Source organism: Blautia faecis, assembly GCF_027662325.1.
GTDB lineage: Bacteria > Bacillota > Clostridia > Lachnospirales > Lachnospiraceae > Blautia_A > Blautia_A faecis.
The window spans coordinates 36,274-50,986 of record NZ_JAQDKY010000001.1; the positions used below are offsets into that span (position 1 = coordinate 36,274).

11 protein-coding genes and 2 tRNA genes are annotated in these 14,713 nt (G+C 41.6%); 1 reads left to right on the forward strand and 12 read right to left on the reverse strand.

Going from position 1 to position 14,713, the window contains the following annotated elements; translation table 11 throughout:
* Positions 1–9 precede the first annotated feature (9 nt).
* From PGQ38_RS00145 to PGQ38_RS00170, 6 genes are all read right to left on the reverse strand, one after another.
* Positions 10–1,338, reverse strand: a complete 1,329-nt coding sequence (locus PGQ38_RS00145; RefSeq protein ID WP_270430465.1) for an ATP-binding protein — start codon at positions 1,336–1,338, stop codon at positions 10–12.
* A complete protein-coding gene (locus PGQ38_RS00150; RefSeq protein ID WP_173769723.1) occupies positions 1,335–2,045 on the reverse strand; it encodes a LytR/AlgR family response regulator transcription factor in 711 nt (236 codons plus the stop codon). Before PGQ38_RS00150 ends, PGQ38_RS00145 begins: the two co-directional genes overlap by 4 nt.
* A gap of 190 nt (positions 2,046–2,235) precedes the next feature.
* Entirely contained in the window at positions 2,236–3,807 is a 1,572-nt protein-coding gene (locus PGQ38_RS00155) for an MFS transporter (protein WP_179988271.1), read from the reverse strand.
* A gap of 110 nt (positions 3,808–3,917) precedes the next feature.
* Positions 3,918–5,369: a family 43 glycosylhydrolase gene (locus PGQ38_RS00160; protein WP_173769724.1), complete on the reverse strand. Its 1,452-nt coding sequence runs from the start codon at positions 5,367–5,369 to the stop codon at positions 3,918–3,920.
* 237 nt (positions 5,370–5,606) lie between these two features.
* Positions 5,607–5,680: transfer RNA gene (locus PGQ38_RS00165), tRNA-Arg, on the reverse strand.
* 4 nt (positions 5,681–5,684) lie between these two features.
* A tRNA-Tyr gene (locus PGQ38_RS00170) sits at positions 5,685–5,769 on the reverse strand.
* A 317-nt stretch (positions 5,770–6,086) separates the two neighbouring features.
* Here PGQ38_RS00170 and PGQ38_RS00175 point away from each other — a divergent pair.
* Positions 6,087–6,554, forward strand: a complete 468-nt coding sequence (locus PGQ38_RS00175; RefSeq protein WP_118577555.1) for a DUF2798 domain-containing protein — start codon at positions 6,087–6,089, stop codon at positions 6,552–6,554.
* Between the two features lie 177 nt (positions 6,555–6,731).
* Here PGQ38_RS00175 and PGQ38_RS00180 read toward each other — a convergent pair whose 3' ends face one another.
* The 6 genes from PGQ38_RS00180 to PGQ38_RS00205 form a co-directional block, all read right to left on the reverse strand.
* Positions 6,732–7,850, reverse strand: coding sequence for a hypothetical protein (locus PGQ38_RS00180; protein WP_118577556.1), 1,119 nt, complete (start codon positions 7,848–7,850; stop codon positions 6,732–6,734).
* Positions 7,851–8,249: 399 nt separating this feature from the next.
* Entirely contained in the window at positions 8,250–9,260 is a 1,011-nt protein-coding gene (locus tag PGQ38_RS00185) for an alpha/beta hydrolase family protein (protein ID WP_204452448.1), read from the reverse strand.
* A gap of 25 nt (positions 9,261–9,285) precedes the next feature.
* Positions 9,286–10,275, reverse strand: a complete 990-nt coding sequence (locus tag PGQ38_RS00190) for a nucleotidyltransferase family protein (protein ID WP_187565183.1) — start codon at positions 10,273–10,275, stop codon at positions 9,286–9,288.
* Positions 10,276–10,436: 161 nt separating this feature from the next.
* Complete coding sequence (locus tag PGQ38_RS00195; RefSeq protein WP_187565184.1) at positions 10,437–11,390, reverse strand: carbohydrate kinase family protein; 954 nt, start codon at positions 11,388–11,390, stop codon at positions 10,437–10,439.
* A gap of 108 nt (positions 11,391–11,498) precedes the next feature.
* Positions 11,499–12,983 carry a glycoside hydrolase family 32 protein gene (locus tag PGQ38_RS00200; RefSeq protein ID WP_204452450.1) on the reverse strand — a complete coding sequence of 495 codons (1,485 nt, stop codon included), beginning with the start codon at positions 12,981–12,983 and terminating at the stop codon, positions 11,499–11,501.
* Between the two features lie 45 nt (positions 12,984–13,028).
* Positions 13,029–14,708 carry a type 2 periplasmic-binding domain-containing protein gene (locus tag PGQ38_RS00205; protein ID WP_173718077.1) on the reverse strand — a complete coding sequence of 560 codons (1,680 nt, stop codon included), beginning with the start codon at positions 14,706–14,708 and terminating at the stop codon, positions 13,029–13,031.
* Between the last annotated feature and the right edge of the window lie 5 nt (positions 14,709–14,713).

Here is a 14,713-nt window from a genome sequence, read left to right on the forward strand (position 1 = left end):
AAAAATCGTCTAATGTTTCATCGGAATCAGTATCTTCAGCTCAAACCAGTTATTCGCCTTGCCCGCCATAACTGAACCGCCATACTTCTCTACAATTTTTTTCATACTCTTCATTCCATATCCATGGAACCGTTTGTCTTTCTTGGTGGTGATCGGGATTCCATCCTGGAACTGAACGTTCTCCTCGCAGTAATTCTCTGTGCGAATACGAATAAACTGTTTATCCTGAATCACATGCAGGGAAATCAGACGTTTCTGACGGTCTTTGATCTTCACCACACTTTCAATAGCATTATCCAGCATATTTCCGAAAAGAGCACTGATATCCATATCCTCCATAAAATTCAGCAGCTGCCCCTCACCCATAAATTTCAGCTCAATACCATGTCTCTGACAATGCATGCTTTTACTGGTAAGAATGGTATCAAGGACCTTATTTCCCGTTTTATTCTGTGTCTCATAAATCTTGATCTCACGCTCCATCTGTTCCAGGTATTCCCCTGCTTTTTCAGAATCTGCGCCGCTTTTTAAAAGATTGATCTGATGCTTCAGATCATGGTATTTCTGATTTACAATGTCGATACTCTCCTTGGAAAGCTTGTAATTTTTGTACTGCATATCCATAATATTCCGAAGCGTATCCTTCTCAAAACGCATCTGGATCTCTTTTACCTGAATGTGATAAGCATAAAGCACCGCCATACCGCTGAGATCCGCCAGTGTGCGGATAATAAACACATCCATAGCTGTTCCTGCACTGAAAATACTTTTTACATCCACATAGCTTACATTGCTGATACAATACACCATAATCAGCACAAAATATACAACCAGTAATTCTCTGCGGGTGATCTGCAATTCTTCAATATCCTTTTTCAGATAACGTTCGATCAGATAAATCAGAATGTATAATACTGCATAAATAACTACCATATGCAGCACTCTCCATAACATCAGCTCTGGTTTCCCCTTCTCCTGACCGCTGAAATCACCTGTATAAAAATAATGAATCTGCCAGCACAAAGAGGCTGCAAATTCTGCGTTGATAAATGCCTTCGCACAGAAAAATCCGGTTTCACGCCATGGAAGCTCTCCTGCCATCCTGATGTACAAAAGCATCAGCAAAAACACACAAACCATAAGAGGCATGAAAAACATCTGCTTTATTCCATCTGTAAAAAACATAACGGTAAAAATACTGATAAAGCTCAACACCCCATACACATATTTCCACACATCTTTTTTCCCGCATCCATGCACAAGAATCATTACCAGTGCAGAAAGCCAGTAGGAAATGGCATAATAATATCCGGGAGTGTTGACTACTGTGCCTCTCATTTTTCCACCTCATTCATATATTCATTCAGGGCATCCAGGAAGGGCTTCCGCCTGCTTCTGCTCACCTGGATCGTATCGCCGTTTACCATAATATCACTGCCCTGATAAGTCTCTACAAATTCCAGATTTACCAGATAACAGCGGTTACACCGAAAATATTTCTTCGGATCAAACTGATTATCTGTATCCCTCATAGTGCCCTTTGTCTCAAAATCCCCATCCAGAGTGTGGTAGATCAGCACATGGTCCTGAACCTCCACGTAACAAATCCGCGCCACATCCAGCTTCTTTTTACCTCCCTTCAGAACAATGGTAATGTACTCCTTCTCCGGTGTCTTCACCTTTGCCAGAGCCCTTACCATACTCTCTGAAAATGAAAAATAGGAAATTGGCTTCAAAATATAATCCAGCGCATTTACTTTATATCCCTGAATGGCATACTGAGGCATATTTGTAATAAAAATAATAATTACATTTGTATCAAGCTCGCGGATTTTTTCTGCTGCTTTCATTCCATTGAGAAACGCCATCTCAATATCCAGAATAATAAGGTCATAGCTGGCAGTGTAATCGGTCACAATATCCTCTCCGTCCTGAAATTCTGTTACGGAAAATTTCATCTGGTTCTCTTTTTCATAACGATTCAGGCATTTCTTCAACGCCTCCCGGTCATGCCTGTCATCCTCTACAATTGCAATTCTTATCATAATTATTTCTCACCTATCCTATTCAATCAAACGGATACTCCAATCCGCTTTGCTGCCTTCTCATAATCGAATAGCTTCTTCGCAGCTTATTCGGCTAAAACGGCTCCCTGGCACAGTGACACTGCACCAGGGAGCCGGAATCACTTGCGTTAACTAAGAATAGTATAACAGGAAACAGGTTCTGAAACAATTAATTATTAGCTGCTTTCTTCTGATTTTCTTTTATCTTTTTCTGATCCTCTTCAATGTGTTTTTCCACATCCAGACGGCTCATGAGAATGATAACAACTGCATAGGTGATCACATCTGCCGCCAGAAATGCAAATGCAAGCACCTGCTCCACGCCGCCCATCTGACGGTAAACGATCTGCCCTGTATAGTTTGCCACATTTTCAATGATTTCCAGAGTCTGCGGATTGCAGGCAATGCCGGTATTGCTGTAGCCTGCAAAGGTAAGAAGACTGTTCAGCACACCGATACAGAGTCCGCTAAGACCTACCATAATGGAGCTATAAACAGACATTGTAAATCCATCGCTTCGGAAACCATTTTTCGCTTCCAGGTGATCCAGCACATCAGAAAGAAGCGCCATCGTCACATACATTGCCGGAATACTTCCGATTCCTTTCAGTACCATACTTGCAGCAACCATTCCGAAGCTGTGTACATTCAGGAAACAGACAAGGCCGCCTACAACGGAGAAGCAAAGTCCTGTAACAACAGCTCTCTTTTTGCCCAGCTTACGGGCAATTGGCCATGCCACTACCATACCAACGGCAGTAGGAATTCCACCAACCAAACCAAGTGTTGACATTAATGCACCGGAAGTCTGCTCCGGATTTGCAGAATTAATTACACTGTCAAACATCCATCTTACATAGAAGCTCATGGAACTGTTTTTGATCAGCTGGCCAAACTGGAAAATCAGGAAATAGAGAATGATGATCCACCAGTATTTGTTGTGGATACAGCCTTCCAGCTGTTTTTTCAGAGGAAGCTTCTCTTCCTTCACATTCAGATTGATGGTTTCCTCTGTAATACGCTCTCTGGTAAAATAATATTCCAGCATACAGCCAAATGCACTTACAAGGCAAAGAACTATGGAAATAATCCTCCAGTGTGAATAGCTTGCGTCCACATCGATTCCGCCGTCCTTTGTCACAAACAGAAAGCTCTGAAGAAGAATCGGCACTACAATGCTGGCTCCAACTCCTGCGGAAGCAACCATTGCTGCATTTGACAGTGTTGCAAGAAGCCCGCGGCTCTCAGAATTTCTGGTAGAAAGAGAAACCATGGAGCTATGCGCACAGTAAAAACATGGATATGCAAGTGCATAGTACAGGTTATAGGACACTGCGATCCAGATCATCTGCACTGCATTATTGCCCTTAGTTGGTGTCATAAACATAAGAATAATGGCTATGATCAGCATTGGTGCTGCAATGATCAGGTAAGGTCTTGCTTTTCCCTGTGTACTTCTGGTGTTGTCGATCCACTGCCCGATCATCAGATTTCCGAGAACTACGAAAATCACAGATACGATTGGCAGAAGTGTGGCAAATGCTCCGAATTTCGTCCAGCCAAGTACATCCACATAATAACGGTTCAGATAGGCACCGAAAATGGCATTGGCAAACATGGCGCAAAAGGGCGCCAGAAAATATCCAATGGCAATTTCCGGAAGCTTCACCTGATCGGATTTGATTCTTGTTTTAAAAACCGGCTTTTCTGCAAGTTTTTTTGCAAAATTAGTAATGTTCAAATATTTCGCCTCCTAGGTTTATTTGACTCTTAAGATAAACTCTTTTTCCCTTTATTTAAGCTCTGTCTTCCATTTGCAGGCAGAATATTTCCTGCACATTTAATGGAATCTTACTTCAGATCAAAAGACATAAAATTAAATGCGCCAGTTCCCTTGTAACTGAAGTACAGTGCCTCTTTCTCACCGAGTCCGTTTACATCAGCTGCAAAACCGTGCTGTTCCTTGCAAGGTTTTACCTGAATCTTTGCCACTGGCTTGCCGCCTTCCTCTGTGGATACATAAACAATTCCAGTTGCTTTTCCCTTAATATTAATACGAACCTTAGAGGTCTCACGCAGGTCAAAATATTTGAAGCCTGCAACTGCTCCGTCACACATATTGGCAATATACTGATCTGACCCCTGCTCACGATCCTTTCCTTCCTGAGTCAGATATGGATGACCGGACTTTGGATGTTTGATCATACTTAAGAAACGGGTTCCTTTTTTGCCATATACGTTGCAGGCAATGTAGGAAGGATAGTTTCCTTTTCCCTTAAGCGGTCCGTCATTCAGACCACAGGAGGTCATCTCTGCCTGATAGAATTTGCCATTCTCGAAGCGGATGCGCTCTGCACAGGCCTGACGGGAAGACTGCTTACGGTTACTGTGTCTGTGATAGAAAACATAATAGCTTCCATTAATCTCGATCAGGCTTCCGTGAGTGTTTCCGGTGCAGTTTCTTGCATTTTTTACATCTGTGATTCCAGGAAGGCCGATGTCCCCGTTGCTGACCAGAACACCGCCAAACTCAAAGCCCTCTGTAGGGTTATCGCTTGTTGCATAGCAAAGCTCATGGCTGTTCAGGGAACTGTAGATGAAGTAATAGGTTCCATTGAATTTACGCATGGAGCTTGCCTCCAGGAAGGGATGTCCCTCATAAGAACTTCCCGGTGCTTCTTTCTCACTGGCAATTCCAATGTATTTCGGTCCCATTTTTACAGTAAGCATATCTGCCGGGTCCAGCTCGAAGCACATTGCACCGTGCTCAGTCGGCTTGGATCCATCAAGCAGAAGGGGATTTCCCTGAAGGGCAAAGCCTGTATAAAGATACAGCTTTCCATCATCATCCATAAAAACGCCCGGGTCAAACTGCAGCGGCTCCTCTTTCTTTCCAATAGGAGTGCCGTCTGCATATTTTACATAACCATAGAATTCATATTTGCCTGCCGGCTTGTCACAGACAGCCACAGAGATCATCTTGGTGCCGCCCATGAAATAATAAAGATAAAATCTTCCGTCCGGTCCCTGGATCATATCCGGTGCTGCCAGACCATTTGTAAGACGGATCTTCGGTGCTGCCGGATCCTGCTCTCTTTTGAAAATAACACCCTCATAACGCCAGTTGCCCAGATCGTCTACCGGCGCTGACCAGCATACATAATCTCCCAGACAGAAATTCAAGCCGTTAAAAAGATCATGAGAACCATATATGTATACACGTCCATCCACAATATGCGGCTCCGCATCCGGCACGTATTCCCAGCTTGGCAGGTACGGATTTACAGCCTGCTTTGTTTTCATACCTTCATCCTCCATCGATTATTTTACATAATTCATAATATGGATTTATTATAACACCCTGCAATTTCTGTACCTGTTTTTTACGTAAAGTGTAAGAAATCCATCGCAAATAGCACATCTTCAAAATCCAGAAGTTGAATCTCAATGAAAAAAAGCCGTCTAGTCACAGACAGCTTTCTTCCTTTGCACCATTTCCTTACCTGATTCACTTTATTCCAAGACATCTGCCATTGGAAGCACTCCTAGGGAGATTCGAACTCTCGACACCGCGCTTCGTAGACGCGTGCTCTATCCAGCTGAGCTACAGGAGTATACTCGGCCATGAGGGAATCGAACCCACTCGTGTTATGATAACAGCGGATTTACAGTCCGCTCCGCCTCCTTAACGGGATAATGACCGATATGATTTCTTACATGTTTTATATTACCAGAAGAACTATATATTCTGCAATAAACCACTAGTTTAATATAACCAAGGAACTTAAGTAAAACTGCATTCTGACTTATAAAAAATCCCCATTATCATTTCTTAGTCCATCTTATATATCGTTTTTTTTATTGCATTTTCCCATTTATCTGGTATAATAATCATTCGGTAAACAATTCAATAACAAATTAGCTCTGGTATAAAATTGGAAACGACACAAGTGTACACTTGATAACGAACAACACATGTGTCTTTTTTGTACCCATTTTTAGAAAAAGGAGAACAATTTTATGCCAAAAACTAAGTTTCAAAATGTTATTTTCACTCTGATGATGGCTTTCCTTATGGTCTACGCCATGATCTGCTACAACATTTCCCTGAACATCGGTGGAATGAGCAACCAGGTATTTCTCATGGCTTTCGGCGAAATGAAGATTATGTGGCCGGTTGCATTTGTACTGGAGTTCTTTATTGTTGATAACCTTGCCCATAAGCTTGCTTTTCGTATTGTCACACCTAAAGACAGACCTTTCGCCATCACAGTTGCAATTTCTGTTATGATCATCTGCATTATGTGCCCGATCATGAGCTTAATTGCCACAATCTTGTTTAAAAATGCGGGTTCCCAGTTCGTTGCCGTATGGCTCCAGACCACTTTCATGAACTTCCCGGTAGCCTTCTTCTGGCAGCTTATGTACTGTGGACCGCTGATCCGTTTTCTCTTCGGGAAAATGTTTCCGGAGAAACAAGATGCATAAGCGTACCTGTTAGCAGTTTTCATATAAATTTGAAGGATTTTAAAAGGCATTGCAGGATATAGCCTCTCCCTAACGTTTGACTCCAAAATCAAATCGTTTACAGACGCCATATAATTCCTTGCAATGCCTTTTCTCGTTAAACTTTCTCAGCTACTATTCTGTAATTTCTAATCCAAATCAAGAAGTATGTACTGCCATTGTTGTATTCTCGATAAACCCTTCACACATTTTCTGTACTTTTTTAAGCGGCAGCTCGGAAATTGCCGCAATTTCTTTCTGTGAATACCCCCGAGAAAACATGTTAAAAACGGTCCTGCGATCTTTTTCTCTGGCCTGTCTTCTCATTTCTTTTTTCATCTCTTTCTTCATTTCTTTCCGCGTTGCTGCTCTCGCTTCATCTGCATACATTTGCATTGCGCCATCCCATGCCTTACACATATCCTTCACCTCCACAACCTCTTCATCAACAAATTCATATTGCTCCAGTAATATCGCCAGAAGCCATCTGGTTTCTTGACTTAGCTTTCGTATTTCTTCGGTACTCTCTTCTACGTATTTTCTCAATTCGTCTTTTTTACGGCTGTGCTTCATAAGCTGGAAAATATCTTTCCATTCCGTGTGAAACAACTCAGGATTCTGTTCATGAATATCTATCATACAAATATCATAATCAGGAAGCCTGTCTGAAAAACTCATCACATTTTCCGGGATGTCCATCATTTCCTGTAATTTTAACTTACTCTTCCACCTTTTCTCTCCCAGGTATAATACCTGATGAAATACCGGAAGCAATGGACGACGGATTCGGCGCCGTTTTTTCCCACGTTTTCCTCTTCCCCAAAACATTTGCTGGGATTTTCTTTTCCACTCTTTTAGCTGATCTGTATATTCTATGCTGTCATATGTAAAACATCTCACAGGCATCTCATAATTTGCCCCAGATTCAACTTCACATGCCAACAAAAATCTACAGCCTGGCTTATCGTGGAGACGAAGGAAATCGCGCTCTCTTTCCAGATACATGAGCTTCGCGCTGTCATCCCCGAATTCTCCCTCTTCAAAAACACCTTTTTCCCTGGCAATTTCCTCTTCGCCGTATTTTTCAGAACTGTTTTTCTTTTGTATATTTTTTGCCATAATCGACTGTTTATATGATACTCTCTTCTTCCTTTGTACTTCCTTAAGATAACATGGATCCACAATCTGCTTTCCTGCAAATAAGGTACCATTCACAAAATCTGCAAAGCGTTCGTTATCTTTCAGATACTCCTGTAGTCCCTGGTCTTTTACACCCAAGTTTCACCACCTTCTTTATTACGCTTATTTCACAGGAATACTTCACCGAATGGCAATGAATAGACTGCTGTTCATGAGCTGAACCGCCTACGAATAGTACATAGAGTTCCTGAGATGTGAATTCAGCGTAACATAAAATATAATGTACTGCAAGGAGTTTATATTTTTTTAAGAATCATTCCTCGTTAATATTATACCATTTGTATTTATTTTATACAATATTATTTTTATAAAATATATACTTAAATAAAAAAAGGCATTGTAGAACATACCGCCCAAAAGTCAGACATTAAAATCTAACTTTTAGTACGCGGTATAATATCCTTGCAATGCCTTTAATTCATAACGATCTATAAATACGCCCTACATGTTTTTTTCACTTTTTGGTTTCCTAAACCTTTATTCTTCCTCTTTCAAATGCACATCCAAAAATTCCAATCCAACTGTCTCCGCATAGTCTCTTCCCTCTTCAAAGTTCATCTCGAAACCATGGATAGCCTTCTTTCCATAAATTGGAACCAGAACGGAACCTTCCCCTGTATATGCTTTCTCAATTGCCTTTTCAGAGTAGCTGTATGGCACCAGGCTGTCATTGATTCCGTGAATGATCATCACGTCTCCGTCATATGCGCTGATAGTGCCATAAACATCCAGATCATAAACTGTTTTCACATACTCAGAACCCACAGTTCCTACCGGCATCTCAGCTCTGTCTTCCGGAATATCATATGCGGAATCATACATTTCCCGGGCATTATCCGCAATACAAAACGCCGGATAAATCAGAATCATAGCAGCCACATCATCTTTTCTGTCTGCAGCAGTCAGAGCACTTACAAGTCCTCCCTGGCTCTGTCCCAGAAGGAAAAGATGATCCTGATCCACATAATCCTTTGTTTTCACAAAGTCCATAACAGCACTTAAATCTTCTTTCTCAGTCATCACTGTCATATCCATGAAATCTACGTCACTGTTTCCGTTAAGGGAACCGCCGCAGAAGTCAAATGTATAAACCACATATCCATCCTGAGCCGCCTTTTCCGGCCATTTTGCACGCTCTACCATCTGGGAAGTAGAACCGATTCCGTGGCTCATAATGATTACTGGATAAGTCTTTGTTTCGTCAAAATCTTCCGGATAATAGAACTGTCCGTAAATATTATTGTCTCCATTTTTGCACCAGGAAACCACCTTTGTGCAGCCTTCTAGTTCTGTAGTGTATCCCTCTTCAATCTCCGGATTGTCAGACTCTTCTAAATCAGCATCTTCCTCTCCTTCAGAATTAGAACTGTCCTCTGCTTCCTCTGTCTGCTCTTCTGCGTTTTCCTCAGCCCAGACAGTCACACTTACACAGCTCACACTCAATACTGCTGCCACCCCTAAAGCAATTAACATCTTTTTCTTTAACATCTTTATTGCTCCACTTACTTTTTTCTCAATCAATCACATCATTCTGAAATCTGGACAAATGCTCATAAGGCAGAATCAATCTGCCTCGGAACAATCCACAGCCATCGTTGATCAGACTGTTATTTACCGCAGAAAACATATTCACGTCAAGATCTGCTAATTCCAGGGAAAGCAGCTTCATCCCCCGCTCATAAGCCTCATCAAAGTAAACACAGTCCCCTTCCGGGATCACATCTCTTCTGGCTCGCTCGTCCTGCTGGCGTTTCTCATAGCCCAGATGATTGGCCGGTCCGATTTCCGCAGTATCATCCATTTTCTGGGTGCGGAGCTGTACCTCCATGTAGGATCTGGAGCTGTTATCATAGAACGTAATATGTAAAGACTGATACCCATATTCACTGGTACCACAAATATAATCTCTGTAATAAGGCTTTACATCATCATTTAGTTGATCAGAAGTACTCAATTTCACTCCCTGAGCCGATTCTGCTGTAAAGCCTCTCTCTTCCAGAAATCCTGGCAGCACATTTGCAATCTCATAAAGATAGCGGATAGACGCCTGCTCCTGGTCTTCCCCTGGCTTCAAATGACATCTTGGCATACAGACCACGATCCTGTAAGCAATAAAATCACGGAAGCAGCTCAGCTTGTTTTTCAACTCTGCAACCGACGGATAGGTACCATTTTCCCTGTAATAATCATAAATATATTCCACTACATATCCATTAAATTTCTCTTCTGCCCGGATCAGGGACTTGATCCTGCCTTTAAATGTAAAGGCAAGAAACGGATATTCATGGGCCATATATTTGTAAAATTCCCGGATCTTCTGGGACTGGGCCGTAAGGAAATCATTATGCTCCAGAAGTTCCGTGATCTGGAGCAGAAAGTTGCTGTGCACCAAATCGACTTCGTTATGGTTCTTCTTCGCTTCCTTACGCAGATCCTCTGTATATTTCTGTAAAATTTTTAAAACCGTATCTCCGGAATATAAATAATCATTCAGTGTAATCATAGCGGTCACCTCGTTTGTGAACGTTCTTTCTGACTGTGTTTGTTACAACTATTCTAGCAAACTTTTACGATTTAGCAAGAAAAAGTTTTATTAACATTTTCCCATTTTAAAAGGGACCTCCGAAGAAGTCCCTTTATTGTATTCCTATTCTTTTGAATATTTTATATTAATAGCTTTATTTCTTTTTCTTCCGGCATTACTCTCAGTGCGCCTTTTCTTGTTGTGATAATTGAGGCAGCTGCATTGGCAAACGTTAACATTTCAGCCAGATTTTCCTCTTTTAGTCCATTAATTCCATGTTCACAGACATAGTGCAATACACAGCCGCAGAAGGTATCTCCTGCTCCGGTTGTCTCGATGGTATTATCCTGTAAAAACGGCTTTACTTCCACCATCATTTCATTATAATAAGCACGACTTCCTTCTCTTCCCATAGACACAAGGATCAGTGGAATCTGATAACGTTCTCTAATCCAGTTTACGCCATCACTATAATCTTCTTCTCCTGTCAGCCACTGAATTTCATTATCTGAAATTTTCAGTATCTGACAATGACCAAGACCATATAATACCTGCTTTCTCGCCTCTTCCATAGACTCCCAGAGCGGTGGACGTAAGTTGGGATCAAATGAAATAATAGCGCCAGCTTCTTCTGCAATATGAATTGCTTCTTTCGTTGCCTCCCGCACCCCTTCATGTGTCATAGACAATGTACCAAAATGAAAAATTTTCGTATTTTTGAGAATATCTTCACAAATTTCAGCTTTATTCAGCATCATGTCTGCACCCGGATTACGGTAAAAAGAGAAATCCCTGTCTCCATCTGGATATGTATGTACCATAGCAAGGGTTGTATGGATCTTTTCGTCTGTACATAATCCAGTGTCATCAATTCCAACTTCTTTTATTGCAGCCCTCAACTGTTCTCCGAAGAAATCATTTCCTACCTTTCCGATAAATGCCGTGTTATGCCCTAACTTTGCTAACATTGCAAGCACATTACAAGGTGCTCCTCCGGGATTTGCTTCAAAAAGTGGATTTCCCTGACTGCTTTTTCCGTTTTCAGTAAAATCAATCAATAATTCGCCTAGTGCCGTTACATCATATTTTTTCATATGCATCTCCTGATTCATATATTTGGCATTCAGCCCAGTCAGACGCAACGCCATGAACTGAACTCACTGCTGTAAACAATACCTATTCATAACCGCCTTATACGACTTTTATGCCAGATCATATTTCACTACATCAATTCTGGCAGCACCATTCACAGCAAAAGAAATTCCCTTTGCATCCTGCTCTGTAAGAATCACAGCAGACATAACCTGCTCGCCGTCATTGATAAATATTTCCGCGCTGAATCTGTCCAGAATTACTCGTAATTTCAATTCATTACAGTCACCATTTACCAGACATTCTCTCTGATGAACCACTGCACGTTCGCTTCCGGAGAAGCTTCTGTCGATTTTCAAAACTGATTCATCTGGACGGAATCGTAAAGTGGAATGATATTTTTCATTCTCTGCAAAACAGAGTTCGAATTTTTTATAAAGCTTATCTTTATCTACCGGTCGTATTACAAGCTCCAGATCTACGGTACGTCCTTCAATCTGGTCAAGTGTGATTCTGGTGTCTTTAATCACAACATCCCTGTACTCGACTTTATTTGCACGCATGGAATCCAGTTCTCTGACCGGAACCTGATACAATCTTCCGTTTTTCACAGACAATTCTCTCGGAAGGCTCATTTGTGCAAACCATTTAGATTCATTTCTGCGATAAGCAAGAGTATCCCAGTTCTGCATCCAGGCAATCATAATTCTTCTTCCATCTGGAGCAAGCAATGTCTGCATTGCATAACAGTCAATTCCATAATCCACACTCTGATAAGACTGTTCCTTCAAAGTATGTGTCTCAGAATCCAGATCTCCTATGATACATAATGTTCCATTTCCATTATGATATTCCATTCCTTCCGGAATCATGTCCTGTGGGCTTGTCAGAAGCACATATTTGCCGTCCAGTTCAAAGAAATCCGGACATTCCCACATCTTTCCATAGCGGTTTTTATTCTCTGCCAAAGTACTTACAAATTCCCATTCAAAACCATTTTTACTTCTGTAAAGAAGAATTTGTCCACTTCCATCAGCAGGACGGCTGCCTATGACACAATAAAAGTTTCCATCTTTTTCTTTCCAGATTTTTGGGTCACGGAAATCTACTCTGCTTGCACCTTCCGGCAGATTTTTAAAGGTCAGGACCGGATTTTTGTCATACTTCACGTAATCTTTTCCATCTCCCACAGCCACCGCCTGTGTCTGAACATCCCTTGCGGTTCCGTCCTCCAGTATTTCCCGGTCCACAGCTGTATACATAAGCAGCTGTCTGCCGTCCTCCAGCTCTATGGCACTTCCGGAAAAGCAGCCCACTTTATCGTAATCCTGGTCTGGTGCCAATGCTGCCGGGAGATAGTCCCAATGCAGCAGATCCTTACTTACCACATGCCCCCAGTGCATGCTGTCCCAATGTGTGTTATATGGATTGTACTGATAAAACAAATGGTATTCTCCCTTATAGCAGGAAAATCCATTGGGATCATTCATCCATCCAACATAAGGAGTTATATGAAAAGCCGGTCTGTCTTCCGCTTTAATCTGCTGTCCCTGTGTAAATTCATATTTTCTTGCCTTTTCTAACATTTCGCTCATGAAAAATCTCCTGTCAAAGTCGTTGTTCAGTTCTTACATCTTTTGTTACTTTTCCGCGCTTAAGGATTCCTGATACTGATCAAAATATTTCTGTTTGATTGAAAGATAATCAGAAAGTCCGTACTTCTCCATTTTTTCCAGGTAGGAATCCCATTCTTCCTCTATTCCTCCATTCAGGATCCAGTCTGCCTTCTTCTGCTCTGCGTATTTCTTAATATCGGTATCATACTGTGATACTTTATTCGTATCATCAATACTCATAAATACATTCGGATAAACATATTTGCTGTTCATATCCTGTAAATATGTCTCATGCATATTATCCAGACGCCATTTCGCATCTTCCGGCTGTGTCACATATACATCATAATATTCATTCAGCACAGCCAGAGGGCCATTTACAGATTGCGCCTCACGCACTTCCACTGGAGACTGCTCTCCCAAATCCATATGTTTTAACATTTCGCCGCCGTCTTTGTTTGTAGACAGTTCAAAAATGTTAAAGGAATCCTCTTCGCCATAAGTACCCCAGTTATTCTGCGGAGACTGGAGAGGTGCATACATCTGATCAATCCATGCAGCAGCAAGTGCTGTATTACGACAACTGGATGTAAGAACACATCTTCCACGGTCAAATCCACTGGTTTCACTGTTGTTCTGTCTGGTAATATTTCTCATGCCATCTGGCCCGGTCAGTGCCGGAAGCATCACATAATCTGTATTGTTATCTATATTCGCAATATCCCATGTGAAGCAGAGTCCATAACGGTGATTCTTTCCTTTTGCAACATAAGTAGACCACTCCTGTGTAAAGGCTTCCGGATCTACAAGGTCTTCTGTCACCAGTTTATGAAGCCATTCAATTCCTTCCTTGTAGCCTTCCTGAACAGTTGTATAAATTACTTTTCCTTCATCCGTTACCGCGAAATGATCTCCTGTGTCTCCGTAACCCTCTCCAAATCCGTTTATTAAAATCGCCGGATCCTGATCTCCGTTATTGATAATAAAGGACATTGGAATTACATCACCTTCAATGGAAAATTCTTTCTCCAGTTCTTCTGCATGATCGCGGAACTGAATCAGTACCTGTTCCAGTTCGTCTGTTGTTGTAGGAATCTCAAGTCCAAGGTAGTCAAGCCATTTTTTATTAATATATGGAATATCTCCAATCGCCTGAATTGCTTCTTTTCCTGCACCAAGCTGTTCAATCCACGGGAAAGAATAGATATGTCCATCCGGTGCTGTGCACATAGTCCTGTACTCTGGGTATTTTTCAAACACAGCCTGAAGATTCGGCATATATTTGTCAATCAGATTTTCCAGTGGAATGATAATTCCCTGCTTGGCATAACGCAGCAGGTCATAATCACTCATACCTGCATTAAACAGACCATCCGGCAGATTTCCAAACTGAGCCAATGCCAGATTCTTTTTATCTGAAAACTGATCTGATACAAAACAGGTCCAGTCAATATGAACATTTGTCTGTTCTTCCAGTCGCTGGAAAATCACTCTTTCATTGGGATCCTGTGTGGAAGTAGCCGGTGCACTTGTAATAAAAGAAAGCTCCTCTGTTTCCTTTAATGGAAACTGTACCTCAGATACTGGTGTGTCCGGGTTGATCTCCGCATTAAGCTGCTGCTCTTTTCCACACCCTGCCGTACTTATCATCATCGTCAAAGAAAGTCCAAGTGCAAGTAAACCTTTTACTCTGTTTTTCTTCATATCTG